1 protein-coding gene and 1 tRNA gene are annotated in these 1938 nt (G+C 56.8%); both read right to left on the bottom strand.

Annotation, left to right across the window (positions count from 1 at the left end; all coding sequences use genetic code 11):
- Positions 1–136: 136 nt before the first annotated feature.
- Positions 137–1546 (bottom strand): deoxyribodipyrimidine photo-lyase, encoded by a 1410-nt coding sequence (locus tag RMO15_RS02505; protein ID WP_309707493.1) that lies wholly within the window; start codon positions 1544–1546, stop codon positions 137–139.
- A 44-nt stretch (positions 1547–1590) separates the two neighbouring features.
- Positions 1591–1663: transfer RNA gene (locus tag RMO15_RS02500), tRNA-Ala, on the bottom strand.
- Between the last annotated feature and the right edge of the window lie 275 nt (positions 1664–1938).

The following is a 1938-nucleotide window of genomic DNA, read 5'->3' as shown; positions in this document are numbered from 1 at the left end:
TTGGGGTAGACCGCCGCCACGCTCCAGGCACCGAGGCCTGGTGCCACCATGATTTGGACATCGGGCATGCTGAGCTGCGCCTTGCCTGGCAGTGCGAGTGCCAGAAGGGCCAGCGTCCCTAGAAATTGTCGTTGTCTCATTCGTCGTTTCCCTTTGCTACCACTTTGTAGAGCGCCAGCGCCTTCACGCGCTGCTCCCCATGATCCACCAGTCGTGCCGGATAGTGTTTACCAATAGTACAGTTTACCGCCGCTTGCTCATTTAGGGAAAGCTCCCATGGTTTATGAACCCACTTAGGGGGCACTCGCTTCAATTCTGGGCACCAGTATTTCACATACGCCCCATCGGCGTCGAATTTTTCACCCTGGCTTACCGGGTTGAAGATGCGAAAGTAGGGCTGGGCATCGGTTCCTGTGCCAGCCGCCCACTGCCAGCCGCCGTTGTTAGCCGCCTGGTCGCCGTCTAAAAGCTGCTGCATAAAGTGTTGCTCGCCCCAGCGCCAGTCACAGAGCAGGTCTTTGGTGAGAAATGAAGCGACTGCCATGCGTGCCCGGTTGTGCATCTGGCCTGTCTGCGCAAGCTGGCGCATCGCAGCATCAATAAAAGGGTAGCCCGTCTCGCCACGCTGCCACGCTGAAAACAACTCCTCTTCGTTGTGCCACGCGATAGCATCGAACTGCGGCTTGAAGCTTCCCGTTGCCACGTGGGGAAAGTGCCAGAGGATCTGGTAGTAAAAATCCCGCCAGGCAAGCTGCCGAATCCAGGCATCTTTTCCCGCGCTCTTCGGGCTCCGTCGCGCCGCTTCTAGTGCCCGCCGGGGAGAGAGCATTCCAAACTTGAGATAGGCAGAGAGCTGGGACGTTCCCAAGACGGCAGGAAACTCCCGCTGCGTGTCGTAGTTCTCCATCGAGGTGCTCGAAAACATGACAAGCTGGGTCTCAGCGGCGTGCTCGCCTGCGGGAAGGCTCGCTGGACTGCCTGAACTCTCTGAAAAGGGCTCAGAGGCGATTCCAAGGGGCGTGGGGATATGGACTGGCGCGGGGCGGGGAGTGCGAAATGCCTGCTCCTGCCAGACACGGAAGTAGGGCGTGAAGACCGTGTAGGGCGTTCCCGCCTTGCTCAGGATGCTCTCCGGCTCGGCGAGGAGGTGGTCGGACGAGACATGGCACTCCAGAGGGATCTGAGAGATCGTCGCGTCACGCTCACGGCCCCGTGGCCCGTACTCACGGGAGAAATAGACCGCTGTCGCACCAGTCTCTTGGGCAAGCCGTGCCAGCTCCTCGTCAGGCTTGCCGTGTCGCACCACCAAGTAGCTCCCACGCTCTCTCAGTGCCGCGTCTAGCACCCGCAGGCCCTCGTACAAGAACGCAACCCGACGCTCGCCTGTGTCAGGCCGAGAGAGAATCGCGGGGTCTAAAATAAAAACCGGCACAATTTTCTCAGACTCATCGAGAGCGGCAAGCAAGGCTAGGTTATCCGAGAGGCGAAGCGTGCGTCGAAACCAGATGAGAGCAGTTTTATGGGGCATAGCCTGAAAAACAAACACGGCTAGGGATGGTTCCCTCGCCGTGTTTTCTCTATGTTTTGGAGTGGAGGATAGCGGGATCGAACCGCTGACCTCTTCAATGCCATTGAAGCGCTCTCCCAGCTGAGCTAATCCCCCAAGACTACATAAAGTCGCGAGGGGAATTCTATCGCAGAAAAAAATACTTCGCAAGTAGCAAACAATTATTTGCCTTTGGGGTAGAATGGGATACGGAGGTCTTTTATGGCAAATGATGAGCTGGTTGATTTGATTCGGGTGTGACCCATTTTAGTTGAGAGGCCATTCATGCCACTTGATAGCCCCCTTGTGGCATCTTCATTTTTGAGTTTGCTCTCTCGATACAGAGAGAATCCCAAGCAGAGAAGGTTCCATAAAGCCGAGTTTGTTCACGT

Source organism: Armatimonas sp., from assembly GCF_031410135.1.
GTDB lineage: Bacteria > Armatimonadota > Armatimonadia > Armatimonadales > Armatimonadaceae > Armatimonas.
Note: the sequence above shows the minus strand (reverse complement) of the source record. Positions and strands in the feature narration are given on the sequence as shown.